The sequence below is a fragment of the Blastococcus sp. Marseille-P5729 genome (assembly GCF_900292035.1).
Classification (GTDB): Bacteria; Actinomycetota; Actinomycetes; order Mycobacteriales; family Antricoccaceae; genus Cumulibacter.
Genome location: NZ_OMPO01000001.1, coordinates 146,447 through 170,645 on the forward strand (window position 1 = coordinate 146,447; position 24,199 = coordinate 170,645).

Consider the following 24,199-nt stretch of genomic DNA (forward strand, 5'->3'; position numbering starts at 1 on the left):
AGCGACAGCGAGGAGGCGTCGGATGGGCAGCGGGCTGGGGCAGTACGTCGAAGGGTGGCGCCCGGATCCGACCACGGTGACCGACGTGCTCGACGCCGACCGGGCCGGCTGGCTCGGCGACATCCTCGATGCCGGTGACCTGCTCCTCGGCGCCGAGCTTCCGCCGACCTGGCAGTGGGGTTTCTTCACCGAGTGGCCGCCGTCCGCCTCCCTGAACGCCGACGGCCACCCGGCCGAAGGGTCCTTCCAGCCCCCGGTTCCCGAGCGTCAGCGCATGTGGGCCGGTGGTTCGCTCGTCGTCGAGCGGCCGTTGCGACTCGGCGCCGAGGTAGAGCGCCGCGGGCGGCTGCTCAACGCCGAGCCGAAGTCCGGCCGGTCGGGCGAGATGATCCTGGTCGCTGTCGAGTACCAGTACCTGCAGGGCGGCGAGCTGTGTTACCGGGAGGTGCAGAATCACGTGTACCGGTCGGGGGTTACCAAGGCAGCTGCGCGGCCGTGGCCGGCCAGGCCCACCACCCCGGTCGCCAGCGACGCCGCATGGCGGCACGAGATCGTCACCGACCCGATCCGGCTGTTCCGGCTCAGCGCGCTGACCGGCAACTCGCACCGCATCCACTACGACCGTCCCTACGCCACCGAGGTCGAGGGCTACCCGGATCTGGTAGTGCACGGCCCGCTGCTCGCCCAGCACCTGGCCACGCTGGCACGGCGCCACGAGCCTGTTCTGCAGCTGGTCGGCTTCGACTACCGCGTACAGCAGCCGGTCTTCGTCGGGGACGCCGTCACTGCCCTCGGCCGTCCCGACGGCGAGTACGCGCAGCTGGAGGTCCGCTCCGAGGGCGACCGCGTGCACGTCAGTGCCACCGCGCGATACCGGCGGGCGCGGTGAACGAGCCGGCCGTGCTCAGTGAGCGAGTCTGGACCATCCCCAACATCCTCAGCCTGCTCCGGCTGGCCGGCGTGCCACTGTTCCTCTGGCTCCTGCTCGGTCCCCAGGCCGACCTGTGGGCGGCCGTCGTCCTCGCCGTCTCGGCGTTCACCGACTGGGCGGATGGGAAGATCGCCCGCCGGTATGGCCAGACCAGCCGGCTCGGCCAGCTGCTCGACCCGGCAGCCGACCGGCTGTACATCCTCAGCACCCTGCTGGCCTTCGTGCTGCGCGACATCGTCCCCTGGTGGTTCGTTGCCCTGCTGCTCATCCGCGACCTCGCCGTAGGCATCGCGCTGCTGGTCCTGCGTCGGCATGGTTATGAGGCCCTACAGGTGAACTATCTGGGCAAGGCGGCCACCTTCTGCCTGCTCTACGGATTCCCGCTGCTGCTGCTGGCCAAGGCCGCCGAGTCGACGGCCGCCGTGAGCCTGCCGCTGGCCTACGCGTTCATCATCTGGGGGGCCGCGCTGTACCTGATCGCCGGTGCACACTATGTCCGGCAGATCGCGCAGATCGTGCGCTCCGCTCCCGCGACGGCGGCATGAGCGCACCGACGTGGGCCGACCGGTGGGGCCTGCGGACCTTGATGAGCCAGACCCTCGACCCGGCGTACGCCGCGGCGGCAGGCCGCCCGCAGTCTCGCCGGGCGCAGGTGCTCGTGGTCGTCGTCCTGCTGCTCGCGGGCGTCACGCTCGGCGCGGCATACCGGCACCAGCAGCACCAGGCCACCGATCGGCAGGCGGCGCGCACCGCGCTGATCGAGCAGATCACCGTGCGGAGCGCGGAGGTCGCGGTGCTGGCCGACAGCCTGAGCGAGCTGCGCGCCGAGGTGGCCACCCTGCGTGCCGATGCGCTCGGCTCGACCGAGCAGGGCCAGGCGCTGATCGACCAGATCCAGCACCAGGAGGCCGCGGCCGGGTTGAGCCCGGTCGTCGGACCGGGCGTGCGGATTACGGTCGGCAACCCGCCTGCCCCGGCCGGCAGCGATCCGGTCGGCGCCGACGAGACGACGGAGCCGCCGGTCACGATCACCGACGCCGATCTGCAGCGCGCGGTCAACGCGTTGTGGGGCAGCGGGGCGGAGGCGATCGCCGTCAACGGGGAGCGAATCGGTCCGCTCACCGCCATCCGGCAGGCGGGCGGCACGGTCCTGATCGACTTCCAGCCGGTCGCCAGCCCGTATGTCATCGAGGTGATCGGCGATCCGGCGAGCCTGCCGGCGCGGTTCGCGAGCACTGAGCCGGCCCGCAGGTTCAATACCTACCGGTCGGCGTACGGCGCGGAGTACGAGGTGCAGACCGCAGAGGACCTCGAGCTGCCGGCTGCCCGCGAACCGATCACCGCCGGCTCCACGACGGAAGGAGACTAGGTGATACCTGCGGTCATCGCGCTGCTCGGCGGCGTCGCCCTCGGGCTCTGGCTCGATCCCACCGTCCCCATCTGGCTGCAGCCCTATCTGCCGATCGCCGTCGTAGCGGCGCTCGACGCGCTGTTCGGCGGCGTGCGGGCCCGCCTCGATGGAATCTTCGATGCGAAGGTTTTCGTCGTGTCGTTCATCTCCAACGTCGTGATCGCGGCGCTGATCGTATTCCTGGGCGACAAGCTCGGTGTCGGCGCACAGCTGTCGACCGCGGTGGTCGTGGTGCTCGGCATCCGGATCTTCGGAAACGCCGCCGCGATCCGAAGGCATGTGTTCAAGGCATGAGCGAGCAGCCGCAGGAGTTATCCGCCGATCCGGACGACGACACCACGGGCGGACGGGTCCTCTCGTGGCGGGCCAAGGCTGCGATCGCGCTCGTCTGCGCCTTGCTGGGTGCCGGTCTGGCAGTACAGGCGCGGTTGACCTCCGACGTCGACCGGGACCTCCGCGGCGCGCGTCAGGAGGACCTCGTCCACATCCTGGACGACCTGGACGGCCAGCACGACCGGCTGGGCCAGGAGGTCGCCGAGCTCTCCGACACGAAGGACCAGCTCGCCACGGGCGACGACCAGGCCGAGGCCGCGCAGCAGGAGGCCCAGACCCGGCTGGATCAGCTGGAGATCCTGAACGGAACGGTCGCGGCCACCGGGCCCGGCATCGAGATGGAGATCATCCCCGGCAGTGAACCGGTGACTGCCGACGCACTGATCACCGTCATTCAGGAGCTGCGGGCGGCGGGGGCGGAGGCGATCCAGGTCGGTCAGGTGCGGATCGGCGTGAGCTCCGCCGTCACCACGAAGGGTGACACCGTGGCCATCGACGGCCAGCAGCTGAGCTTCCCACTGACGGTCCTGGCCATCGGCGATCCCGCAACCCTCGCGACCGCGATGGGCATTCCCGGAGGGGCCGTCGCGAGCCTGACGTACGCCGACGCGGAGGCGGTGCTCACGCAGTCGGACCAGATCCAGATCACGGCTGTGCGCAGTCCTGACGAACCCGAGCACGCCGAGCCGGCGGAGCCCAGCTGAGCTTCTCGCCCGGGGCGTGTGCGGCGCCGGCTGAGCGCGTTGCACGAGCTGAAGCGCGCTGACTAGGCTTGGCCTGCCGCTGCTTGCGATGGCGGCACCAAGGCCGCGACGACCCCTCAGGAGCCGACGATGATCCCCACCGAACTCCAGTACACCGCTGAGCACGAGTGGGTTCGCTCCGGCGGCGACCTCGAGGACGGCGTGGTTCGAGTGGGCATCACCGACCATGCCCAGGACGCGCTGGGTGACATCGTCTTCGTCGAGCTGCCGGCAGTCGGTGACACCATCACTGCGGGAGAGACCTGCGGCGAGGTCGAGTCCACGAAGAGCGTCTCGGAGCTCTACGCGCCGGTCAGCGGCGAGGTGATCAACCGCAACGAGGAGCTCGACGGCTCTCCGGAGGCGATCAACGCCGATCCGTACGGCGCGGGATGGATGTTCGAGGTGCGCTTGAGCGACCCGTCCCAGCTGGGGTCCCTGCTGGACGCCGCGGCCTACGGCGAGGCCGTCGGAGGCTAACTCTCAACCTAAACCTGAGGGTGAAGGCTCACTGTCGACCTCAGGTTGACCCTTGTTTTTTCAACCGCGTAATCTTGCATGAGGCCGCCCTTCGCGCGGCCGTTGCTGTCGGAAAGGGTGTCTTCATTGACCTGCAAGAACTGTGGTGCCGAGCTCACACCGGATGCTCGTTTCTGCGCCCAGTGCGGAGCGCCCGCCGGGGGCGGGGTCGACTACTCGACCCTCCCGTCCGGTGAGACGACCCGCCAGTTCCGCCCGGTGGGCTCGGAGGACTCCTCGGACAGCGGGGAGCACGACGCCGTCGAGCCGGAGACGATGTCGATCGAGGGTCTGCCGGCGGATACCGCGTTGCTGGTGGTCAAGCGTGGCCCGAACGCCGGCAGCCGTTTCCTGCTCGATCAGCAGGTGACGACCGCTGGCCGTCACCCCAACAGCGACATCTTTCTCGACGACGTCACCGTCTCACGTCGCCACGTCGAGTTTCGCCGTGCGGGCCAGGAGTTCACGGTCCAGGACGTCGGCTCACTGAATGGCACCTACCTGAACCGCGAGCTGGTCGACTCGGCCACGCTCGCCAGCGGCGACGAGGTCCAGATCGGCAAGTTCCGCCTGGTGTTCCTGCTCGGTCACAAGCCGGCCGGTGATGCTGCGGGCGGCCGCGACCAGTGAGCCAGGACAGCGCGGCCCACGACGAGACGATCAGCATCGGCGAGCTCCGCGCGGCGCTGCTTCCGGACTTCCCGGAGATCACGATCTCCAAGATCCGCTATCTCGAGGAGATCGGCCTCCTGCGTCCGGCGCGCACCAAGTCGCAGTACCGGAAGTTCTCCCACGACGACCTTGCGCGGGTTCGCTACGTGCTGCGGATGCAGACCGAGCACTACCTGCCGCTGAAGGTAATCAAGGCCAACCTCGATGCGATGGATCGTGGGCTGGATGTCACCAGCGATCCCGCCAAGCCGCGCGTGCCGACTCTGGCCATGGCGCGGGATGCCGACGGGCTGCCCAGCGCCGAGGAGTTCGCCCGGCCGGCGTCCCAGGTCCGGATCTCACGCAGCGAGTTGATCGAGCAGTCCGGGCTGAGCGAGGAGATGCTCGCCAGCCTCGAGCAGTACGGCGTGATCACGCCGGAGCGCAACGGGCAGTTCGACACCGACGCCTTCGAGATCGCTCAGACGGTCGCCGCGCTGGCGGAGTACGGTTTTGAAGCACGGCATCTGCGTTCGTTCCGGACGCAGGCCGACCGCGAGATCGGTCTGTTCGCGCAGGTCGTCACCCCGCTGATGCGCCATCGCACCCCCGAGTCGCGTGGCAAGGCGGAGGAGACGATCCGCGAGCTGGCGGCGCTGTCGGTACGCCTGCACGCGACGCTGGTCCGCTCCGGGCTGCGTCGACAGGTCAACTCCTAGGAAGGAGCCGAGCGGATGCGCGAGATGAGCGTCGTCGGCGTACGACTCGAGCTGCCGGCCAACCAGCCGATCGTGCTGCTGACCGAGGTCGAGGGTGAGAAGTTCTTGCCGATCTGGATCGGCAGTGCCGAGGCGAGCGCGATCGCCTACGAGCAGCAGGGGATCAAGCCGCCGCGGCCGTTGACCCACGATCTGCTGGTGAACGTGATCGCGGCCCTGGGCTCGAAGCTGGAGCGGGTACGCATCACCGGGATGAAGGACGGGCTGTACTTCGCCGAGCTGGACCTGCAGGGCGCCGAGCCGGTCACCGTGCGGCCCTCGGACGGCATCGCGCTGGCGCTGCGGACCGGCGCACCGATCCTCGCCGACGACGATCTGGTCGACCAAGCAGGCATCACGATCGACGAGGCGACCGCCAGTGGCGACGCCGAGGAGTCCGACGACGAGGTCGAGAAGTTCCGCGAGTTCCTGGACAATGTCTCGCCCGAGGACTTCGCAGGCTCCTGAGCGCATTCGGCGCCGGCTTGAGCGCGCGAGGGCGGGTCACGATTGGATCACGCCCCGCGTGGCTTAACCCTCAGGTGAAGGTTCAGGGTTCGAACCCGCCGTACGGTGTCATTGACGCCACCGACGGTGGCTGCGTACCGTGGAATTACCTCGGTGTGCTTCTGCTGCAACGGCCGCCGACGGCTACTGGGAGGAACACGTGAGTGAGCGCCACATCCAGGACGCGCTGTTTCCGGATGCCCGTGAGGTGGCAGAGGAGCAGGCCGACCTGATCGGCTACCGCGGGCCGGTGGCGTGCAGCGCCGCAGGCATCACCTACCGGCAGCTGGACTACTGGGCTCGCACGGGCCTGGTCGCGCCCACCATCCGCACCGCCAGCGGCTCGGGCAGCCAGCGTTTGTACTCCTTCAAGGACATCCTGGTGCTCAAGGTCGTCAAGCGGCTGCTCGACACCGGGGTATCGCTGCAGAACGTGCGCACCGCTGTGGATCACCTGCGCGAGCGCGGAGTCAACGACCTGGCCAACATCACCCTGCTGTCGGATGGCACCACGGTCTATGAGTGCACCTCGGCCGAGGAGATCGTCGACCTGCTGGCTGGTGGCCAGGGAGTGTTCGGCATCGCCGTGTCCGGCGCGCTCAAGGAGCTCACCGGCTCGCTGGAGCATCTGCCGTCGGTGCGCACCGACATCGAGCAGACCAGTGCTGCGGGCGATGAGCTGGCCCGCCGCCGGATGGCCAAGAAGGCCGCTTCGGCCTAGCCGTACTCCAGGCCGTCGTCGAGATCGGCGACAGGCAGGCTCTCGCGCTCCTCGTGGAACTCCTTGAAGTGCACCCACGGCTCGCGGTCGCCCTGCCGGAACATCTTGTCCCGCGTGCGCATCATATAGCCGGCACTGACGTTGTCCTCGTCCACGAACGGCAGCCGCGGCATGTCGGCGTCCTGCGGTCGCAATCGCGGCACCACGACCGAGGCGTCCCGGTCCTTCATGTATTGCAGCAGCCGCACGACGTAGGCGCTCACCAGATCCGCGCGCAGCGTCCAGCTGGAGCGGAAGTAGCCAAAGACGTACGCCATGTTCGGCACGTTGCTGATCATGATGCCGCGATGGGTGAGCTCGCGAGTGAAGTCGACCGGCTCGCCGTCCACCTCGAACTCGATGCCACCGAAGAGCGCCAGGTCGAATCCGGTTGCGGTGACGATGACGTCCGCCGCCAGCTGCTCGCCTGAGCCGGTCCGGATCCCGTCCTCGGTGAACGAGTCGATGGTGTCGGTCACCACCGAGGCCTTCCCGTCGCGGATCGCGCGGAACATGTCGCCCTCCGGCACGACGGCGATCCGCTGCTGCCACGGGCGGTACGGCGGGTTGAAGTGCTTCTCGACCTCGAATCCCTCCGGCAGGTGCGGGCGCATCTGGTCCAGCAGCCACTCGCGCAGCGCGTCGGGTGCCTGGCGCGCGGTGGTGATGATCTCCTCGCCCTGCGCGAAGTAGGCTCGCCGCACGATCTCGTGCGTCCATTCCTCCGGAGTGTCGAGCTTGCGCAGCGTCTCTGCCAGCTCGAGGGTCTTCGGTCGCGGTAGGAAGAAGGTCGGTGTGCGCTGCAGCATCGTGACATGCTCGGCCTTCTCGGCCAGCGCGGGAATCAACGTCGCGGCGGTAGCCCCGGACCCGATGACGACGATCCTCTTGCCGGTGTAGTCGAGGTCCTCGGGCCATTGCTGGGGGTGCACGATCTCGCCCCGGAACTCATCCATGCCGGGCCAGGTCGGGGTGTAGCCCTTCTCGTGACCGTAGTACCCCTGACACATCCACAGGAAGGGGGTGGTGATCCGCAGCGGCGCACCGTCGTCCTCGCCGCGAGAGACCTCGACGGTCCACAGCTGCTTCTCGGAGCACCAGGACGCGTGGGTGACCTTGTGCCGATAGCGGATCGAGCCGGCGAGGTCGTTCTCCTCGATCACCTCGTTCAGGTACGAGAGGATCTCGCCGGCGCTTGCGATCGACGGGCCGCGCCACGGCTTGAAGCCGTAGCCGAAGGTGAACAGGTCGCTGTCGGATCGGATGCCGGGGAATCGGTGCGTCCACCATGTCCCGCCGGCGCCGTCCAGCGCATCGACGATGAGGAAGCTCGTCTCGGGCAGGTGGGTGCGCAGATGGTACGCCGCGCCGATCCCGGAGATCCCCGCGCCGACGATCAGCACATCGACGTGCACGGTCTCGGTCGTCTCGGACGTCGGCTCCAGCTGCGTCTGGGTGTCAGTGGGTGGCACGATCAGCCTTTCGTTCGCACTGCTAGGCAATGACACTGGTCACCCTATGGCGTGTCTCCCAAATCGTGCGCTGGGAGGCGAGGACAGGTCCGGTGAGAGGCCGACGGGTAAGCGGGGCGTGACGCGTCTGCGCCCAGGTTTGTCCACAGGCGGGGGCGAGGGGGTGACGAGAGATGGAGACAGCGCTGGCAGCGGCGGCGGGGTTCGCGCTGGCAGGGGTCGTCTATGGGTACGTGTGGCTCTTCCGGCGTTCGCTGCCGCGAAACGGGTTCCTGGGGTTCTGCACGAAAGCGACGACGCGGTCGGATGCAGCTTGGCGCAAAGGCCACGAGGCCGCGTCTGGCTGGACGGCAGCTGCAACTGCGATCTGCTGGTCCGAAGTCCTTCTGACAGTGGGGATGGCCCGGAGCGATGAGTTGATGTCTGTCGCGGGTGCAGTCATCTGGATCTGGCTTGCCCTGCTCATCGGTTGTCTCCTGCGAGCGAACGCAGTCGCCGATCGAGCAGCCAAGAGCATCAGCGTGTAGTAGGAGCAATCTGCGTCCATGGTGCCCGCTTCAGTGTCAAGTATCCTAAAGACCACCCGGGACAGGGGTTGACTCTCGGGTAACCCGAAGCCCGACTCTTGAGTTATGAGTGACGATCTCCTCAACGTCGGGCCGTTCGCGAAGCGCGCAGGGCTCAGCGTGCATGCGCTGCGCCACTACGACGAATTGGGCCTGCTCAAGCCCACCGAAGTCGACCCGAACACCGGCTACCGCCGCTATTCCACCAGCCTGCTCACGACGGCAAGGCTCATCGCCGATCTGCGCTGGCTCGACGTCCCCCTCCACGACGTTCGCGAGATCGTCGCGGCACACTCCTCAGACCGGGCGCGGGCTTTACTCGAGTCACATGCCGACCGCCTTGTTCGCACCCGCAACCATCTCGATCAGCAGATCGCCCAGTGCAGCGCCTACGCCTCAGAAGGAGTACCTATGCCCACTATCGCCAACACCGTTGTCCCGGTCCAGCTGAAGATCCGCGTCGCCGACAAGGACAGAGCACGGCGCTTCTACGAGGACGCCTTCGGCCTAGCAGCACAGGTGATCCGCCGCACCGAGGACGCCGACTACGACGGCTACCTGTTCGGCGACTACGGCCAGCCAGGCTTCTTCCTGCTACTCCTGGTCGACGACACCGACTTCGACTGCCCCGGACGCAGCACCCTCGGCCTGCTCGTACCCGACCTCGACACCATCCACCACCAAGCTCTCGCAGCCGGGGCGACCGAAACAGTACCGATCACTGACGCCGAAGGGATGCCCCGCGCCAGCGCAGTCACTGATCTCGATGGCAACTGGGTCTGGCTCTACCAGGGATAAAGCCTCCCTGCGCCCTACTCCCAGGACGCTCGACTCTCGACATGAGCGAGCTGCCACGCGCACCCCCCGGTGCCGCGTCTACGACACCTGGGCCAGGGCAGGGAGCCAGAGCAGGATCGCACGTAGGAGCACCGCGGCGCGGTACGTCGAGGCCAGCTTGTCGTACCGGGTGGCCAGGCCACGCCACTGCTTGAACCGTTGGAAGCTGTTCTCGATGAGGTGGCGCTTGGCGTACTTCGTCGGGTCGGTGTGCGGCGGCCGTCCGCCACGAGATCCGCGACGCTTCCGGTGCGCCTGCTGGTCAGCCGGCTCGGCGATCACGGCAGTGATTCCCCGACCGCGCAGCAGGGCCCGGTGCGCCCGTGAGGAGTAGGCCTTGTCGGCCATCACAGCATCAGGGGTGGTACGTGGACGCCCCGCTCCTTCGCGGGGGACTCGCACGGCTGCGAGCAAGTGCGTGAACATCCTTGAGTCGCTGCCCTGCCCCGGGGCAACGGCGATGACCATCGGACGGCCCTTGCCGTCACACACCTGATGAACCTTGGTCGACAGCCCTCCGCGGGAGCGACCGATCGCGTGATCACCCGGCTCGGGAAACTGCTTCATGTAATTCGCTGGGTCCCCCGCGCGACGGGTCGTGTTCGTCGCGTGCTGGTGCGCACGAGCGATGGTGGAGTCCACCGCGACATCCCAATCGATCTCACCGGCGGCGTCCGCCCTGGTCAGCAGGGCGGTCAGGGCCTTGTCCCACGTCCCGTCACCAGCGAACAGACGGTGCCTCTTCCACACGGTCTGCCATGGCCCGAACTCTGACGGCAGGTCGCGCCAAGCGATCCCCGTCCGGTACCGGTAGATGATCCCCTCGACCACCAGACGGTGATCCCGGAAACGCCGCCCCCGCCGCCCATCGCTGGAGGGCATCAACGGCACGATCAACGCCCACTCCGCATCCGACAGCACCCGCGTCCGCGACATCCCCCCACCCTGTACCCGCGACCACGCAGGCATTTGGGAGACACGCCCTAGTGCCCGAGAGCGCCGGGCGCGAGCGGCTGTCGAGGTGTCGGGAGGTCTCGCGGTGAGCGGCCCCGTTCGCCGCGGTGCGGTAGCCTGGCCGCCGTGAGCTCCGACTATTTCGCCTTCGAGCGCCGTCATATCGGTCCGGATGCCGCCGACGTCGAGCGCATGCTGCAGACGGTCGGGATCGACTCGCTCGATGCGCTCGTGGACGCCGCCGTCCCGAGCGGCATCCGGATCGCGGAGCGGCTCTCGCTGCCGGAGGCCCTCACCGAGCCCGAGGCGATCCTCGCCCTGCGGTCGCTGGCCGCCCAGAACAAGCTCACGCGATCGATGATCGGCCTGGGTTACTACGGCACCCACGTGCCCGCCGTCATCAAGCGGAACGTGCTTGAGTCTCCGGCCTGGTACACCGCGTATACCCCGTACCAGCCGGAGATCTCCCAGGGCCGGCTCGAGGCGCTGCTGAACTTCCAGACGGTGATCACCGACCTGACCGGGCTGAGCATCGCCGGGTCGTCGCTGCTCGATGAAGGCACGGCGGCTGCCGAGGCGATGACGCTGTGCCTGCGGGCGTGGAAGGGCAAGTCCGAGCAACCGACCTTCGTCGTGGACTCCGACGTCTTCCCGCAGACCCTCGCCGTGGTACGTACCCGCGCGCAGGCGCTGCGGCTGCGGGTGCTGACCCTCGACCTGAGCTCGGGTCTGGAGGAGGCGCTGTTCCACGCCGAGGCCGACCTGGGCGATGTGTTCGGGGTGCTCCTTCAGTACCCGGCGAGCTCCGGTGAGATCCGTGACCCGAGCGCGGTGATCCGGACCGCGCAGGGCGCTGGCGCGCTCACGGTGCTGGCCACCGACCTCCTCGCGCTCACCCTGCTGCGCTCGCCCGGCGAGCTCGGCGCCGACGTCGCCGTGGGATCGGCGCAGCGCTTCGGCGTACCAATGGGGTACGGCGGCCCGCATGCGGGCTTCATGGCCGTCCGCGACGGGCTGCAGCGGACGATGCCCGGCCGACTGGTCGGGGTGTCCGTGGACGCCGCCGGAGATCCCGCCTACCGGCTTGCGCTCCAGACCCGCGAGCAGCACATCCGCCGCGAGAAAGCGACCTCCAACATCTGCACGGCGCAGGTGCTGCTGGCCGTCATGGCCTCGATGTACGCCGTCTACCACGGTCCCGCCGGGCTGCGGAAGATCGCGCAGCAGGTGCATCGCATGACCGCCCGGCTCGCCGCCGCACTGGTCCAGGCCGGCATCGAGGTGGCCACCGCGTCGTACTTCGACACCCTGACGCTCCGGGTCCCCGGCGAGGCCGCCCAGGTGGTCGCGAGGGCGCTCGAGAACGGCGTCAACCTCTGGCAGGTCGATGCCGACACGGTCCAGCTGTCGTGCGACGAGACGACGACTGAGGCGGACCTGATCGCGGTCGTCGCGGCGTGCGGCGTCGGCTCGCTCGTGGACGAGGCCGATGATGCGCTGGCGCTGCGCCGCGAGTCGGAGTTCCTCACCCACCCGGTCTTCCATTCGCACCACTCCGAGACCGCGATGCTGCGGTATCTGCGCCGCCTCTCGGACAAGGACTACGCCCTCGACCGCGGCATGATTCCGCTCGGCTCCTGCACGATGAAGCTCAACGCCTCGACCGAGATGGAGCCGATCACCTGGCCCGAGTTCGGTGAGCTGCATCCGTTCGCGCCGGTCGACCAGGCACAGGGGTATGCCCAGCTGTTCGCCGACCTCGAGGGATGGCTGGCCGAGATCACCGGCTACCACGCGGTGTCCCTGCAGCCCAACGCCGGCTCGCAGGGCGAGTTCGCCGGCCTCCTGGCGATCGCGAAGTACCACGAGGCGAACGGGCAGCTGCAGCGTCGGGTGTGCCTGATCCCGTCGTCCGCACACGGTACGAACGCCGCCTCCGCCGTGATGGCCGGCATGAAGGTCGTGGTCGTCAAATGCGACGACGAGGGGAATGTTGATGTCGGCGACCTGAAGGCGAAGATTGAGCAGCACGGCGACGAGATCGCCGCGATGATGGCGACCTATCCCTCCACGCACGGCGTCTACGAGCAGCAGATCAGCGAGATCTGCGCGCTCGTGCACGACGCCGGCGGCCAGGTGTACGTCGACGGCGCGAACCTCAACGCGCTGGTCGGGCTGGCTCGCCCGGGGCGGTTCGGCTCCGACGTCTCCCACCTGAACCTGCACAAGACCTTCTGCATCCCGCACGGCGGCGGCGGCCCGGGGGTCGGGCCTATCGGTGTCCGCGAGCACCTCGCGCCGTACCTGCCCAACCACCCGCTCGTGGCCGATGCGGGACCGTCGACCGGGCCCGGGCCGGTATCGGCCGCTCCGTGGGGCTCGGCCAGCATCCTGCCGATCACCTGGGCCTACATCCGGATGATGGGACCGGACGGGCTCATCCGGGCCACGCAGGCCGCGGTACTTGCCGCCAACTACATCGCGGCCCGGCTGCGCGAGCACTATCCGGTGCTCTACGCCGGGGCGAACGGGCTCGTCGCGCACGAGTGCATCATCGACGTCCGCCCGCTGACGAAGAGCAGCGGCGTGAGCGTCGACGACATCGCCAAGCGGCTGATCGACTACGGGTTCCACGCGCCCACGATGAGCTTCCCGGTGGCAGGCACACTGATGGTCGAGCCGACCGAGTCGGAGAACCTGGACGAGCTGGATCGCTTCTGCGAGGCGATGATCGCCATCCGCGAGGAGGCCGCGAAGGTCGAGTCGGGGGAATGGGACAAGACCGACAATCCGCTGCGCAACGCCCCGCACACGGCGCTGCAGCTCGCCGGCGAATGGCCGCATCCCTACACTCGGGAGGAGGCGGCCTACCCCACCGCGCACTCTAGGCACGCCAAGTACTGGTCGCCGGTACGCCGGATCGACGGCGCGTACGGCGACCGCAACCTGGTCTGCTCGTGCCCCAGCCCCGAGGCCTTCGAGGAAGGGCCGGCCTAGGTCGCCAGCTGGGCGGCCATGGCGATGATCTCGGGCTCGGCGAACCGCCGTCCGATCAGCTGCAGGCCGATGGGCAACCCGTCGCCTCCTGTGCCGGCCGGGAACGAGACCGACGGCAGGTTCGGGTAGGTCGCCAGGCCGGCCCAGGCCAGTTGCTCTCCGCAGGGTGTCTCCTCGCCGTCGATCAGGATGGTGCGGCGCTCCATGGTGAGCTCGTCCAGGGGGAAGGCCGTGGTGCCGAACACGGGCGCCAGGACGGCGTCGTACTGATCGCTCAGGGTCCGCTCCCAGGCGCGGACGGTGCGTTGTTGCTGATCGAGCAGGTTGAACCACGCGGGCAGGGTCACGGGATCGATGCCCGCCGGGGCGGCGCCGCGCGAGAGCACGGTCAGCAGCAGCTTGATGTAGTCACGGTGCAGTGCGCCGAGGTCCGGGAGCGTGGGGGAGCGGTCGATGTGCGCGCCGCGAGCCTCGGCGGCCGCGCAGCGCTCGTCGATCACCCGTGCCACCTCGCTGTCGATCCGACCGACCGGATGGCGGTCGATCACTGCGATCCGGGCACCGGCGAGATCGGTGCGGCGCGGCTCGGGCAGCGGGTGGTCGGCGATGATGCCCAGCAGCAGCGAGATGTCCTCGGGGGTGCGGGCCAGCGGGCCGGCGACGCTCAGCGGCAGCTCGCCGCCGTCCGTACCGGGGAGCCAGTGGCCCTCGCGGGAGACCAGACCAAAGGTCGGCTTCAGCCCCCAGACGCCGCAGAATCCCGCGGGCAGCCGGATCGACCCGCCGATGTCTGAGCCGATCTCGGCGGTGACGTAGCCGGCCGCGAGCGAGGCGGCGGAGCCACCGGAGGAGCCGCCGGACGAGCGGCCGTGCAGGTGTGGATTGTGGGTGGCCCCGTAGATCGGGTTGACCGACAGGAAGTCCGCCAGCGACGGCGGCACGTTGGTCTTGCCGAGAATCACCGCTCCGGCGTCCTTGAGGCGCCGTACGGCGCGCGCATCGCGCTGGGCGATGAACTCGCGGTGCTCGGTCAGTCCCCAGGTCGTGGGCAGGCCGGCGACGTCATAGCTCTCCTTGACCGTCATGGGCACCCCGAGCATCGGGCCGCGGTCTCCGGCGGCCCGCCGGCGGTCGGCCTCGCGCGCCGACTCCAGGGCCCGGTCGAAGTCGCGGACGACGACCGCGTTGATCTCGTCGTCGCGCTGCTCGATCCGCGCGATCGCCTCCTCGGCCGCGCCTACGGCGCTCAGCTCGCCTGCGGCGATCCGCTGCGCCAGGGCTGTGATCTCTCCCACGTCCCATCACCTCGCCGCCGACCTTAGCGCGGGCTACCGGCATGGTCACGCCGAGGGCGGCTAGATGCGGCGCAGCCGGATTCGCTCGACGGCGTGGTTCTCACCCTTGGTGAGGATCAGCCGGGCCCGGGCGCGGGTCGGCAGGATGTTCTGGGTCAGGTTCGGCCCGTTGATCGACTCCCAGATCCCGGAGGCGGTCTGGATCGCCTCGTCCTCGGTGAGCCTGGTGAAGTGCTTGAAGAACGAGTTGGGATCGGTGAACGCGGTCTGACGCAGCGCCATGAAGCGGTCGATGTACCACTTCTTGATCACCCGCTCGGCGGCGTCGACGTACACCGAGAAGTCGAAGAAGTCGGACAGGAAGACCGGCGGGACCTTGCCGTTGCGCGCCACGCCGTGCTGCAGGACGTTCAAACCCTCGATGATGAGGATGTCCGGGTTGGAGACGATCTGCTTCTGGTCCGGGATCACGTCGTAGACCAGGTGCGAGTACAGGGGCGCGGCGACCTCATGACGGCCGGCCTTCACCTCGCCGACGAACTGCAGCAGTGAGCGACGGTCATAGGACTCGGGGAAGCCCTTGCGGTCCAGCAGGCCACGCTCCTCCAGGACGGCGTTCGGGTACAGGAAGCCGTCGGTGGTCACGAGGTCGACCCGTGGCGTCTCGGGCCACCGGGAAAGAAGGGTCTGCAGGAGGCGGGCCGTGGTGGACTTCCCGACGGCCACTGATCCGGACACCGCGATGACGAACGGCACCTTCTTCTCGGTCGAGCGAAGGAACTCGCGCTGCGCGTCCCAGACTCTCTGCGTACCCATCGCGTAGAGGTTCAGCAACCTCGACAGGGGGAGGTAGACCGACTCGACCTCCTGCAGGTCGATCCGCTCACCGAGCCCGGCGATCTTCTCGAGCTCCTCGGCGCTCAGCGGAAGCGGGGTGCTCTCGGCGAGCTCCTCCCACTCCTGACGGTCGAACTCCAGGAACAGGTGCGGGACGTTGTCCAGCCTCCGCGGACGCTTCTTCACCGGGGGCCGGGGCTGCGCGGGAGCCGGCTGAGGTTCGCACATCGGTCCATCTTCTGATGTGTGCCGCTGCCTTGTCTGCCCGTTGCGGCCCTTTTCACACGCCCCGTACACCGCACCGCTCGTGACGGTGCGCGACGCGTTCCGATCCGGCCGCCTAGAATCCTGGGAGCCCGGCCGGGCAGATCCCCCGCAGAGGAGACCGAATGAGCGAGCGCCACTTCGACCTGATCATCATCGGGACCGGCTCGGGCAACTCCATCATCGGCCCGGAGCACGACGATCTCGAGATCGCGATCATCGAGAAGGGCGTGTTCGGTGGGACCTGCCTGAACGTCGGCTGCATCCCGACGAAGATGTTCGTCTATCCGGCCGACGTGGTCGCGTCCGCGCGCCACGCGCACGGGCTCGGTGTCGACCTCGGCGAGGCGAAGGTCGACTGGCCCGCGATCCGTGACCGGATTTTCGGGCGCATCGACCAGATCCCGCCGGCCGGCGAGGCCTACCGGGAGTCGCTGCCGCACGTGACGGTCTACAAGGGGACGGCGCGGTTCGTCGGTGAGCGGGCGATCGACACCGGCACCGGCGAGACGATCACCGGCGAGCAGATCGTGGTCGCGGCCGGCGGCCGGCCGGCCATGATGCCCGTCGAGGGCCTCGACGCGCCGGATCCGGAACGCGGTGTGCACACCAGCGACACGGTGATGCGCCTCGACTCCCTGCCGCCCCGGATGGCGATCATCGGCGCGGGCTTCATCGCGGCCGAGTTCGCGCACGTGTTCTCGTCGTTCGGCGTCGACGTGCGGTGGCTGCAGCGCAGCGAGGTGGCGTTGCGCAGCGAGGACGCGAGCATCGCCCATGCCTTCACCAAGCTGTGGGCCGATCGTGGGGTGCTGCAGCTGCAGACGAAGGTGACCGCGGCCTCGTATGACGGCGGCGTGTGGACGCTCACCACCGAGGGCCCGGCCGGCGAGAGCGAGGTGGAGGTCGAGGCCGTCCTGGTGGCGATCGGCCGCACGCCCAACACGGACCTGCTCGACGCCGCCGCTGGCGGGCTGCAGATGCACGATGACGGGCGGATCGTCGTCGATGAGTACGGACGCACCAGCGTTCCGGGTGTGTGGGCGCTCGGCGACATCGCCAGCGAGTACCAGCTCAAGCACGTCGCGAACCACGAGGCCCGGATCGTCGCGCACAACCTCACGCACCCTGACGAGCTGCAGGCATTCGACCACCGCTATGTACCGCACGCCGTCTTCGGCTCGCCGCAGATCGCCTCCTTCGGACAGACCGAGCACCAGCTGCGCGATGCGAACGTCGACTACCTCGTCAAGGTGCAGCGGTACGCCGACATCGCCTACGGCTGGGCGATGGAGGACGACACCGGTATCTGCAAGGTGCTGGCCGATGCCGGCACCGGGCAGATCCTCGGCGCGCACGTGATGGGCTACCAGGCCGCAGCGGTGATCCAGCCGCTGATCCAGGCTGCGTCGTTCGGGCAGCGGCCGGACGACGTCGCCCGCGGCCAGTACTGGATCCATCCGGCGATCAGCGAGGTCGTCGAGAACGCGCTCCTCGGGCTGCATGCCCCTGATGAGGTCGAGCATGAGCCTCACACCGAGGAACTCGCTCAGTAGCGTTCGCGGGTGCCTCAGATGTGCCACATGAGGGCGTGGTCGGCCAGCTCAGGGCTACTGGCCTTCGCCGGTATCCCGGTCGCGACGCAGTCGGCAGGCACGTCCTTCACCACGACCGCGTTGGCGCCGACCTGGCTGCGTGCTCCCACCACGACCGGACCGAGGATCTTCGCCCCGGTGCCGACGATCACGCCGTCCTCGAGGGTGGGGTGTCGCTTGATGCGATCGAGTGTCTTGCCGCCCAGATTGACGCCGTTATAGAGCATTACGTCATCGCCGATCTCCGAGGTCTCGCCGATGACGACCCCCATGCCGTGGTCGATGAAGAACCGGCGTCCGATGCGCGCGCCCGGGTGGATCTCGATGCCGGTGACGGCCCGGGTGAGGTAGGCGAGCACGCGGGGCACCAGGCGCGTCCGCCCCCGGTGCCACAGGTGGTGGATGAGCCGGTGCATCCAGACGGCGTGCAGACCGGGGTAGGTCAGGGCCATGATGAGCGTCGAGCCGGAGGCGGGGTCCATGCGTTTGGCGGTGGCGATGTCCTCGCGGAACCGCGCGACCAGGCCAACCCGCTCAGGGGAGTAGGAACCTGCCTCCGGCTCGGTGCACATGCGACTAGTCCAGCAGGTCCTTGTACAGGTCCGTGGTCAGATAGCGCTCGCCGTACGACGGGATGACGACGACGATCTTCTTGCCCTTGTTCTCCTCGCGCGAGGCGATCTCCGAGGCAGCCTTCAGCGCAGCACCGGAGGAGATGCCCACCAGCAGGCCCTCTTCCTTGGCGGCCCGGCGAGCCCACTCGATCGCGGTGTCGGCGTTGACGTCGATGACCTCGTCGTACACCTCACGGTTGAGGATCTCGGGGACGAAGTTCGCGCCGAGGCCCTGGATGCGGTGCGGGCCGGGCTGCCCGCCGTTGAGGATCGGCGACTCCGCCGGCTCGACCGCGACGATCTTCAGCTCGGGCTTCTGCTCCTTGAGGTAGCCACCGGCGCCGGTGATCGTGCCGCCGGTCCCGATACCGCTGACCAGGATGTCGACCTGGCCGTCGGTGTCCTTCCAGATCTCCGGGCCGGTGGTGTCGCGATGAATCTTGGGGTTGGCCGGGTTGGCGAACTGCCGGGCCTCGACGGCGCCGCGCTCCTTGGCGATCTCCGCGGCCTTCTCGACCGCGCCCTTCATGCCCGCCTTCGGGTCGGTCAGCACCAGCTCGGCGCCGTACGCGCGCAGCAGGGCGCGGCGCTCCTTCGACATCGACTCGGGCATGGTCAGGACCACCTTGTAGCCGCGGGCGGCGCCCACCATTGCCAGGGCGATGCCGGTGTTGCCCGAGGTGCCCTCGACGATCGTGCCGCCGGGCTTCAGCGAGCCGTCCTTCTCGGCTGCGTCGATGATGGCGGCACCGATGCGGTCCTTGACCGAGGCTGCCGGGTTGTAGAACTCGAGCTTGGCGTACACCTCGGCCTGGCCCGGATCGATGAGCCGGTTGATCTTGACCAGAGGGGTGCGCCCGACCAGGTCGGAGACGTTCTCGTAGACATTCATGAGTGCGGAGTGTCCGTTCTGTAGGAGTCGAGGAAGGTGGTCGTGACGTTCAACTTTCAACCACGGCAATTATCTTAGTCCTTCTGCCGCGGCGCTCACAGTGCGGTGGCAAAGATCCTCCGCGCGGCTGCGGCCGCTCACTACGCTATGTGCCGCGACGCGATGCGCAACCGGGCCATCGCCGCACGCGGGACGGGAGGGCAGAGCGTTGCGCAGCATCGCCCTCGACCAGCTCACCGGCTTTGTCGACGAGCGCTTCTTCGCCGCGGGAGATCTGACCCGGCTCGCGCTCGCAGTCACGGTAGCGGCGGCGGCGTTCGCGGTCGGCGCAGACCCGGTCTGGCGGCACCTGCGGTATCTGGTCACCACGGTGCACGAGCTTGGGCACGTCGTCGTCGGATGGTTCGTGGGCCGCAGGGTGCAGTCCGTCCGTCTGCACCACGACACCAGTGGGTTGACCGTCACGAGCGGGCGAGCCACCGGGCCGGGGATCTTCTTTCTCTATGTCGCCGGATACCCGGCGCCGGCGGTCGCGGGCTTCTTCATCCTGTGGGCGGTGATCTACCGCAGGGCCGGTTGGGCGATGGCGGTACTGCTGGTCCTGCTCCTCGTGGCGCTACTGCTCGTCCGCAATGTGTTCGGCGCCGTCATCATCCTGGCTCAGATCGCCGCGTTCGGCGGGGTCTGGGTCTGGAACGAACCGCGCGTGCTGGCGGCGGTGCTCACCCTCGCGGGGTCGGTGCTGGCGCTCGGCGGGTTGCGCGCGTGTCTGGACCTCGTCGGCACCCAGCGCAGGCGAGGCAGCAAGACCTCGGACGCTGCGATCCTCGGGCGCCAGACGCGCCTCGGCGCGGCCTTCTGGGCCTACGCCTTCCTCGCCCTCTCGCTGCTGCTGGTCGGCGTCACCGGACTGATGCTCTACGCACAGTCCGCCACCTTGAGCTAGCCTCTCGTGGCCCGCCAGCGCTGCACGACCGCATCGGCATTGACCGGCGACAAGCCCAGCGGCGGCCCGGACTGGGGCGTGCGGATCGCGTCCGCGATGCGGTCGTTCAGCTCGCGCAGCGCCTGCCGGACGTCGTCCTCGTCGGTCATCTCCTTGATCGCGGCGAGGGTGAGCTCGGCGTCCTTGCGCAGCTGCAGGGTGGGCGGCAGGTAGGACAGGCCCTCGCGCTTCATCAGCTTGCGGACCCACCAGTACTCGCTGTCGTCGGAAAGATCCAGCGGCTTGCCGGACCCTGCGAGGTTGTCGAACTTGCCCTCGGCCTGGGCCTGGGCGATCTGCTTGTCGATCCAGCTCTGGTAGCCCGTCATGCCCGCGATCCTAGGCCGTGGGCAGCGGCGATCGCCTCGGACGAATCGCACGCCCTGCGCCAGCGCAGCACGGCCGCCAGGCCATCGGTGCAGGCCACGTTGGAGGCGATGGTCGAGCGGGCGGGATAGTGTTTCTCTACCGACCGCGAAGGAGCTCGCATGAAGCTGTCTGATGCGCCGACCACCGAGGCCGAGATCGAGATCGCGGCCTCCGCCGCCTTCGTCTGGGAGATCGTCGCCGATCTGCAGACGCCGTCCCTCACGAGCCCCGAGTTCAAGGGAGCCGAGTGGCTCGACGGCGCCACTGCCCCGGCCGTCGGCGCCCGGTTCGTTGGCCGCAACTCGCACCCGGCCATCGGCAACTGGGAGACCACCTCACACGTGATCAAGGTCGACGAGCCCCGCGAGCTCGCGTATGCCGTCACTGATGCCGACGAGCCGGCCGCGGTATGGCGCTATGTCATCACCCCGACCGACCACGACACCGTGGTGCTCAAGCAGATCGCGCAGATCGGCCCCGGCCGCAGCGGCCTGAGCCTCGCGATCGACCGGATGCCGGAGAAGGAGGACCGCATCGTCGCTCGGCGACTCGAGGAGCACCAGCAGAGCATTCGGGCCAACCTGGAGAAGATCAAGCAGGTCGCCGAGGGCGGGGAGCGCTAGGGGTGCGGATCGGGATCAGCGCCCAGCCGCACACGGCCGAAGGCCTGTACGTCGCGCTGGAGGCCGACGCGATGGGGGTCGACTCGCTATGGGCGCCGGAGGCGTGGGGATACGACTGCATGACGCCGCTGGCCTTCCTCGCGGCGCGGACGACGAACGCCCGGCTGATCAGCGGCATCGCCCAGATCGGCGCCCGGACGCCGGCGATGCTGGCCATGTCGGCGATGTCCCTGCAGCAGCTCAGCGGCGGCCGGTTCGTGCTCGGGCTCGGCGTGAGCGGGCCACAGGTGGTCGAGGGGTGGCACGGCGTACCGTTCGCCAAGCCCGTGCAGCGCACCCGCGAGACGATCGAGATCGTGCGGATGATCCTCCGCGGCGAGCGGGCGGCGTACGACGGCAAGAGCTACCAGCTTCCGCTACCCGGTGGCGAGGGCAAGAGCATCCGATCGATGGAGCGCACTCCTGTGCATGTGCCGATCTGGCTCGCTGCGCTCGGGCCGGCCAACCTTCGGCTCACCGGCGAGCTCGCCGACGGGTGGATCGGCAACTCCTTCATGCCAGGCACCGCCGGCGACGTGCTCGTGGCGCCGATCGCTGACGGAGCGCACGACGCCGGGCGGACCATGGGCGACATCGAGCTCTCGATCGCCGTGTCCCTAGAGTTCTGTGCCGAGTCGGAGGTCCCCGAGGTCGCGCGCAAGCACGCCGGCGGGTATGCCTTCACCTTCGGTGCCATGGGCAGCTCGAGCACGAACTTCTACAGCTCGGCCTTCGCACGGCAGGGGTTCGGTCCGCAGATCGAGGAGGTGCACCGCTTGTGGACCTCCGGCGACAGGGAGGGCGCCGCGGCCGCGGTTCCGGCGGAGATCGGGATCGGTACCAATCTCATCGGAACCCCATCGATGATCGCCGACCAGCTGGCCTCCTTCCAGGAGGCTGGGGTAAGCACGCTACGGGTGAACCTCGTGGGCGATCAGCCCGCACAGCAGGTACGCGACCTCGGCCGGCTGCTGGAGATGGCCGGCTAGAGATTCTTCACACGAGCCTCGGTCCGCGACACGCCGCGGGGAGGTGGCCGCCGCCTGCAACCTGTCGCAAGATGGACAGTCGCGAGTCTGGGACGGCGGGGAAGGACACTCATGCGGCAAGGCCACACCGGTTCGACAGTCGCAGCGCCCTACCGTCCGCCGTCCGCAGCCGCGCCGCTTCGACCGTGGCAGCGCAAAGCACTGAATCGGTACCTGATGAGCCAGCCCGACGACTTCATGGTCGTCGCCACGCCCGGCGCCGGGAAGACCACCTTCGCGCTGCGGGTCGCGCGTGAGCTGCTCGACGCGGGCACCGTGCGGCAGGTGGTCATCGTGGCGCCCACCGATCACCTGAAGACCCAGTGGGCGCAGGCGGCCGATCGCGTCGGCATCCGGATCGACCCGCGCTTCAGCGGCACCGCGGGCCGGACGTCGAGCGACTACGACGGTGTCGCAGTGACGTACGCCGGCGTGGCGGGCGCTGCGGGGTCCTTCGCGACCAGGGTGAAGTCTCGCGAGACCTTGGTGATCCTCGACGAGATCCACCACGCGGGCGACGCGAAGTCCTGGGGCGAGGCAGTACGGAAGGCATTCGCGCCGGCCACCCGCCGGCTTGCGCTCACCGGCACCCCGTTCCGCTCCGACGACAACCCGATCCCGTTCGTCGAGTACGAGGTCATCGCCGGCGGAATGCGACGGTCGGTCGCTGACTTCTCCTACGGCTACGGCGATGCGCTCGCCGACCGCGTCGTCCGCCCGGTGCTGTTCATGTCGTACTCAGGGGAGGCGCGCTGGCGGACCCGTGCGGGTGACGAGGTCACGATGCGCCTGGGCGAGGTCGCACTGAAGGAGCACACTCAGCGCGCCTGGCGAACCGCCCTGGATCCGGAGGGTGACTGGGTCCCCGCCGTGCTGAAGGCCGCGCACGGTCGCCTGGAGCAACTGCGCGCTGGCGGCGTGCACGACGCCGGTGGACTGGTCATCGCCAGCGACCAGCAGGACGCCCGCGCGTACGCCGAGCTGCTCGAGCACCTCACGGGGGTGAAGCCCTCACTCGTGCTGTCCGACGACCGTGGGTCCTCCGCGGAGATCGCCCGCTTCACCCGATCGAGCGATGAATGGATCGTGGCGGTCCGGATGGTGAGCGAAGGAGTGGACATCCCGCGCCTCGGCGTGCTCGTGTACGCGACCAACACCAGCACCCCGATGTTCTTCGCGCAGGCCGTCGGACGCGTGATCCGGGCACGCGCGTCCGGCGAGTCGGCAACGGTTTTCCTGCCGTCGGTCCCGAGGCTACGCGCGCTCGCGCACGAGATGGAGACGACCCGCGATCACGTGCTGGGCGCCCCGAAGCACGCCGACGAGTGGGACGAGTACGCCGAGATCGAGCCGGCGGCGGGCGGTGCGGTGGACGACGAGCAGGACCGCGAGGCGTCGTACGAGCGTCTCGGCGCCTCTGCGGACTTCGAGGACGTCATCTTCGACGGCAACGCCTGGGGCTCGCAGACCGAGCTCGAGGACGAGCAGGAGTTCCTGGGCATCCCGGGTCTGCTCGAACCGGACCAGGTCTCGATGCTGCTGCGGCAGCGCCAGGAGCAGCAGGTTGCCCGCCAGGTCGCCAAGCAGCCTGCTGGCGATCGGCCGGGCATCCCTCCACAAGAGCGCTCGCACCACGACGTGATCGCCGGGCTGCGCAAGGAACTGACCTCGTTGGTGTCGTTGCGCTTCGCTCGCACCGGCAAGAAGCACGCGATGATTCACGCCGAGCTGCGCCGGGTGTGCGGCGGTCCGCCTACGCCGCTGGCGACCGCTGATCAGCTCCAGGCACGAATCGACTACCTGCGTAACAACCGCGACTGAGAACGCGGTGGGGCGGGCACGCCTGCGCGTGCCCGCCCCACTGGTGCTCCTATTTAAGAAGGGATTTAAGAAGCCCTCTCGGCTAGCTCAGGACGATGTCCTTCTCCTTGAGCGCGTCGCCGTACTCTCTCGCGTGGTGGCCGCAGAACAGCAGCTCGAGGCCGTTGGCGAGGGTGGCGCGGTTGGTAGCGCGAGCGCCGCAGCGGTCGCAGCGGTCCGTGGCCTTCAACTCGGTACGGCTGTCGGCAACGTCGGTATATGTGGCGTTCATCGGTTGCTCGCTTTCTACGTCGGCGCGCCGGGACCATGGTGGCTCCAGCGCGTTGGCGCCCACTCTATGCGTTGTCTCTCGCGTTGGGTGGGATCTCTAGGCGATCGTTATTTCGCCTGTAGGGAAC

At 68.7% G+C, this 24,199-nt stretch carries 26 protein-coding genes; 18 read left to right on the top strand and 8 right to left on the bottom strand.

Features of this window, described 5'->3' with window-relative positions:
* Positions 1-22 precede the first annotated feature (22 nt).
* From DAA40_RS16290 to DAA40_RS00745, 10 genes are all read left to right on the top strand, one after another.
* Positions 23-889: a hypothetical protein gene (locus tag DAA40_RS16290; RefSeq protein ID WP_199849437.1), complete on the top strand. Its 867-nt coding sequence runs from the start codon at positions 23-25 to the stop codon at positions 887-889.
* A complete protein-coding gene (locus tag DAA40_RS16295; RefSeq protein WP_234356176.1) occupies positions 886-1,476 on the top strand; it encodes a CDP-alcohol phosphatidyltransferase family protein in 591 nt (196 codons plus the stop codon). The genes DAA40_RS16290 and DAA40_RS16295 overlap by 4 nt, the downstream gene beginning before the upstream one ends.
* Positions 1,473-2,300, top strand: a complete 828-nt coding sequence (locus DAA40_RS00710) for a DUF881 domain-containing protein (RefSeq protein WP_106847840.1) — start codon at positions 1,473-1,475, stop codon at positions 2,298-2,300. Before DAA40_RS16295 ends, DAA40_RS00710 begins: the two co-directional genes overlap by 4 nt.
* Before the next feature lie 3 nt (positions 2,301-2,303).
* The gene (locus DAA40_RS00715) at positions 2,304-2,636 is read left to right on the top strand and encodes a small basic family protein (RefSeq protein WP_199849605.1); all 333 of its coding nucleotides are present in this window, start codon (positions 2,304-2,306) and stop codon (positions 2,634-2,636) included.
* The gene (locus DAA40_RS00720) at positions 2,633-3,379 is read left to right on the top strand and encodes a DUF881 domain-containing protein (protein ID WP_106847842.1); all 747 of its coding nucleotides are present in this window, start codon (positions 2,633-2,635) and stop codon (positions 3,377-3,379) included. The genes DAA40_RS00715 and DAA40_RS00720 overlap by 4 nt, the downstream gene beginning before the upstream one ends.
* Positions 3,380-3,508: 129 nt before the next feature.
* Complete coding sequence (gene gcvH / locus DAA40_RS00725; protein ID WP_106847843.1) at positions 3,509-3,898, top strand: glycine cleavage system protein GcvH; 390 nt, start codon at positions 3,509-3,511, stop codon at positions 3,896-3,898.
* Positions 3,899-4,024: 126 nt separating this feature from the next.
* Complete coding sequence (locus DAA40_RS00730; protein WP_370430636.1) at positions 4,025-4,567, top strand: FHA domain-containing protein; 543 nt, start codon at positions 4,025-4,027, stop codon at positions 4,565-4,567.
* Positions 4,564-5,307: a MerR family transcriptional regulator gene (locus DAA40_RS00735; RefSeq protein WP_199849439.1), complete on the top strand. Its 744-nt coding sequence runs from the start codon at positions 4,564-4,566 to the stop codon at positions 5,305-5,307. The genes DAA40_RS00730 and DAA40_RS00735 overlap by 4 nt, the downstream gene beginning before the upstream one ends.
* Positions 5,308-5,322: 15 nt before the next feature.
* Positions 5,323-5,814, top strand: coding sequence for a bifunctional nuclease family protein (locus DAA40_RS00740; protein WP_106847845.1), 492 nt, complete (start codon positions 5,323-5,325; stop codon positions 5,812-5,814).
* Positions 5,815-6,013: 199 nt separating this feature from the next.
* Positions 6,014-6,574 (top strand): MerR family transcriptional regulator, encoded by a 561-nt coding sequence (locus tag DAA40_RS00745; RefSeq protein WP_199849440.1) that lies wholly within the window; start codon positions 6,014-6,016, stop codon positions 6,572-6,574.
* Here the strand turns inward: DAA40_RS00745 and DAA40_RS00750 are convergent.
* Positions 6,571-8,085, bottom strand: coding sequence for an NAD(P)/FAD-dependent oxidoreductase (locus DAA40_RS00750; RefSeq protein ID WP_106847847.1), 1,515 nt, complete (start codon positions 8,083-8,085; stop codon positions 6,571-6,573). The genes DAA40_RS00745 and DAA40_RS00750 overlap by 4 nt on opposite strands.
* A 173-nt stretch (positions 8,086-8,258) precedes the next feature.
* Here DAA40_RS00750 and DAA40_RS00755 point away from each other — a divergent pair, with 173 nt between their 5' ends.
* Complete coding sequence (locus DAA40_RS00755; RefSeq protein WP_106847848.1) at positions 8,259-8,612, top strand: SdpI family protein; 354 nt, start codon at positions 8,259-8,261, stop codon at positions 8,610-8,612.
* Positions 8,613-8,717: 105 nt separating this feature from the next.
* A complete protein-coding gene (locus tag DAA40_RS00760) occupies positions 8,718-9,449 on the top strand; it encodes a MerR family transcriptional regulator (protein ID WP_106847849.1) in 732 nt (243 codons plus the stop codon).
* 78 nt (positions 9,450-9,527) lie between these two features.
* Here the strand turns inward: DAA40_RS00760 and DAA40_RS00765 are convergent, their stop codons facing one another.
* The gene (locus tag DAA40_RS00765; protein ID WP_106847850.1) at positions 9,528-10,424 is read right to left on the bottom strand and encodes an IS5 family transposase; all 897 of its coding nucleotides are present in this window, start codon (positions 10,422-10,424) and stop codon (positions 9,528-9,530) included.
* Between the two features lie 144 nt (positions 10,425-10,568).
* Between DAA40_RS00765 and gcvP the strand changes: the two genes are divergently transcribed.
* Entirely contained in the window at positions 10,569-13,439 is a 2,871-nt protein-coding gene (gcvP, locus tag DAA40_RS00770; protein WP_234356177.1) for an aminomethyl-transferring glycine dehydrogenase, read from the top strand.
* Here gcvP and DAA40_RS00775 read toward each other — a convergent pair.
* On the bottom strand, positions 13,436-14,734 hold the full coding sequence (locus DAA40_RS00775) for an amidase family protein (protein WP_106847852.1): 1,299 nt from the start codon (positions 14,732-14,734) through the stop codon (positions 13,436-13,438). The genes gcvP and DAA40_RS00775 overlap by 4 nt on opposite strands.
* Positions 14,735-14,794: 60 nt before the next feature.
* Positions 14,795-15,799 carry a type I pantothenate kinase gene (gene coaA / locus DAA40_RS00780; protein ID WP_106847853.1) on the bottom strand — a complete coding sequence of 335 codons (1,005 nt, stop codon included), beginning with the start codon at positions 15,797-15,799 and terminating at the stop codon, positions 14,795-14,797.
* A 161-nt stretch (positions 15,800-15,960) separates the two neighbouring features.
* On the opposite strand from coaA, the gene DAA40_RS00785 reads away from it, so the two are divergent.
* The gene (locus DAA40_RS00785; RefSeq protein ID WP_106847854.1) at positions 15,961-17,391 is read left to right on the top strand and encodes a mycothione reductase; all 1,431 of its coding nucleotides are present in this window, start codon (positions 15,961-15,963) and stop codon (positions 17,389-17,391) included.
* A gap of 14 nt (positions 17,392-17,405) precedes the next feature.
* On the opposite strand, the gene epsC is transcribed toward DAA40_RS00785, so the two are convergent.
* Positions 17,406-18,002: a serine O-acetyltransferase EpsC gene (gene epsC, locus DAA40_RS00790; RefSeq protein ID WP_106847855.1), complete on the bottom strand. Its 597-nt coding sequence runs from the start codon at positions 18,000-18,002 to the stop codon at positions 17,406-17,408.
* 4 nt (positions 18,003-18,006) lie between these two features.
* Positions 18,007-18,936, bottom strand: coding sequence for a cysteine synthase A (cysK, locus tag DAA40_RS00795; protein ID WP_106847856.1), 930 nt, complete (start codon positions 18,934-18,936; stop codon positions 18,007-18,009).
* Between the two features lie 208 nt (positions 18,937-19,144).
* Between cysK and DAA40_RS00800 the strand changes: the two genes are divergently transcribed.
* The gene (locus DAA40_RS00800) at positions 19,145-19,882 is read left to right on the top strand and encodes a M50 family metallopeptidase (RefSeq protein ID WP_158716150.1); all 738 of its coding nucleotides are present in this window, start codon (positions 19,145-19,147) and stop codon (positions 19,880-19,882) included.
* Here the strand turns inward: DAA40_RS00800 and DAA40_RS00805 are convergent.
* A complete protein-coding gene (locus tag DAA40_RS00805; RefSeq protein WP_106847858.1) occupies positions 19,879-20,250 on the bottom strand; it encodes a DUF1992 domain-containing protein in 372 nt (123 codons plus the stop codon). The genes DAA40_RS00800 and DAA40_RS00805 overlap by 4 nt on opposite strands.
* 159 nt (positions 20,251-20,409) lie before the next feature.
* Here DAA40_RS00805 and DAA40_RS00810 point away from each other — a divergent pair, with 159 nt between their 5' ends.
* The 3 genes from DAA40_RS00810 to DAA40_RS00820 all read left to right on the top strand — a co-directional run bounded on the left by DAA40_RS00810 (position 20,410) and on the right by DAA40_RS00820 (position 23,801).
* Positions 20,410-20,913: an SRPBCC family protein gene (locus tag DAA40_RS00810; protein WP_106847859.1), complete on the top strand. Its 504-nt coding sequence runs from the start codon at positions 20,410-20,412 to the stop codon at positions 20,911-20,913.
* Positions 20,914-20,915: 2 nt separating this feature from the next.
* On the top strand, positions 20,916-21,941 hold the full coding sequence (locus DAA40_RS00815; RefSeq protein WP_199849441.1) for an LLM class flavin-dependent oxidoreductase: 1,026 nt from the start codon (positions 20,916-20,918) through the stop codon (positions 21,939-21,941).
* 111 nt (positions 21,942-22,052) lie between these two features.
* Positions 22,053-23,801, top strand: a complete 1,749-nt coding sequence (locus tag DAA40_RS00820; RefSeq protein WP_106847860.1) for a DEAD/DEAH box helicase — start codon at positions 22,053-22,055, stop codon at positions 23,799-23,801.
* A gap of 82 nt (positions 23,802-23,883) precedes the next feature.
* Here DAA40_RS00820 and DAA40_RS00825 read toward each other — a convergent pair whose 3' ends face one another.
* Positions 23,884-24,072 carry a hypothetical protein gene (locus DAA40_RS00825; protein WP_106847861.1) on the bottom strand — a complete coding sequence of 63 codons (189 nt, stop codon included), beginning with the start codon at positions 24,070-24,072 and terminating at the stop codon, positions 23,884-23,886.
* Positions 24,073-24,199: the final 127 nt, after the last annotated feature.

Excerpts from the sequence above, each read along its gene's own strand:
- DAA40_RS00825 (WP_106847861.1), bottom strand. The coding sequence starts at position 24,072 with ATGAACGCCACATATACCGACGTTGCCGACAGCCGTACCGAGTTGAAG.
- DAA40_RS00740 (WP_106847845.1), top strand. The coding sequence starts at position 5,323 with ATGCGCGAGATGAGCGTCGTCGGCGTACGACTCGAGCTGCCGGCCAAC.
- DAA40_RS00785 (WP_106847854.1), top strand. The coding sequence starts at position 15,961 with ATGAGCGAGCGCCACTTCGACCTGATCATCATCGGGACCGGCTCGGGC.
- DAA40_RS00820 (WP_106847860.1), top strand. The coding sequence starts at position 22,053 with ATGCGGCAAGGCCACACCGGTTCGACAGTCGCAGCGCCCTACCGTCCG.
- DAA40_RS00805 (WP_106847858.1), bottom strand. The coding sequence starts at position 20,250 with ATGACGGGCTACCAGAGCTGGATCGACAAGCAGATCGCCCAGGCCCAG.
- coaA (WP_106847853.1), bottom strand. The coding sequence starts at position 15,799 with ATGTGCGAACCTCAGCCGGCTCCCGCGCAGCCCCGGCCCCCGGTGAAG.
- cysK (WP_106847856.1), bottom strand. The coding sequence starts at position 18,936 with ATGAATGTCTACGAGAACGTCTCCGACCTGGTCGGGCGCACCCCTCTG.
- DAA40_RS00710 (WP_106847840.1), top strand. The coding sequence starts at position 1,473 with ATGAGCGCACCGACGTGGGCCGACCGGTGGGGCCTGCGGACCTTGATG.
- DAA40_RS16290 (WP_199849437.1), top strand. The coding sequence starts at position 23 with ATGGGCAGCGGGCTGGGGCAGTACGTCGAAGGGTGGCGCCCGGATCCG.
- DAA40_RS00720 (WP_106847842.1), top strand. The coding sequence starts at position 2,633 with ATGAGCGAGCAGCCGCAGGAGTTATCCGCCGATCCGGACGACGACACC.
- DAA40_RS00760 (WP_106847849.1), top strand. The coding sequence starts at position 8,718 with ATGAGTGACGATCTCCTCAACGTCGGGCCGTTCGCGAAGCGCGCAGGG.
- DAA40_RS00810 (WP_106847859.1), top strand. The coding sequence starts at position 20,410 with ATGAAGCTGTCTGATGCGCCGACCACCGAGGCCGAGATCGAGATCGCG.
- DAA40_RS00755 (WP_106847848.1), top strand. The coding sequence starts at position 8,259 with ATGGAGACAGCGCTGGCAGCGGCGGCGGGGTTCGCGCTGGCAGGGGTC.
- gcvH (WP_106847843.1), top strand. The coding sequence starts at position 3,509 with ATGATCCCCACCGAACTCCAGTACACCGCTGAGCACGAGTGGGTTCGC.
- epsC (WP_106847855.1), bottom strand. The coding sequence starts at position 18,002 with ATGTGCACCGAGCCGGAGGCAGGTTCCTACTCCCCTGAGCGGGTTGGC.
- DAA40_RS00765 (WP_106847850.1), bottom strand. The coding sequence starts at position 10,424 with ATGTCGCGGACGCGGGTGCTGTCGGATGCGGAGTGGGCGTTGATCGTG.